This is a genomic window from Hymenobacter agri (assembly GCF_054778495.1).
In genome coordinates, this window is sequence record NZ_BAAGZM010001265.1 from 1 (window position 1) to 576 (window position 576).

The following is a 576-nucleotide window of genomic DNA, read 5'->3' on the forward strand; positions in this document are numbered from 1 at the left end:
GCCCATCAGCCCCCGGGCCACCGGCCTGCGCCTGGCCGATGTGAACGGCGACGGCAACCTCGATGCGGTTTCCTACGCCCTCGCCACGCTGGGCGGCGGCGTGGCCGTGAACCTTGGCACGGGCCAGGGCACCTTTTTACCCAAAAGCCAATTCTCCGGCGGCTTCACGGCCGCTACGGGCGATTTCAATGCCGACGGCATCACCGATATTGTGGTGGGCGATGTTGGCGGTACAAACGGCGTGCTGCGGCTGGTGCCTGGCAATACGGCGGGGGTTTTCAGCGTCACGGCTTCCAGCTTCACCACCATTGCGGTGCAGGAGCTGGGCGTGGCCGACCTGGACGAGGACGGCGACCTGGACTTGCTGGTGAGCAGCGGTACTCAGCTGGCGGTGTACCTCAACAACGGCAGCGGCCAGTTCGCGGCTGGGGCCAGTCGCCCCATCAGCCAATCGTACGGTGGCCTGACGGTGGGCGATTTCAACGGCGACGGCCACGCCGATGCGGTCTGCGCCAGCGCTACCTCTCCCGACGTGAGCCTGCTGCCGGGCACCGGCACTGGCGGGCTGCAGCCGAT

At 67.5% G+C, this 576-nt stretch carries 1 protein-coding gene; it reads left to right on the plus strand.

Annotation, left to right across the window (positions count from 1 at the left end; genetic code table 11):
- Positions 1-576 (plus strand): FG-GAP repeat domain-containing protein (locus ACYVDE_RS25710; protein WP_460504337.1); only part of this gene is annotated, 576 nt, incomplete at both ends.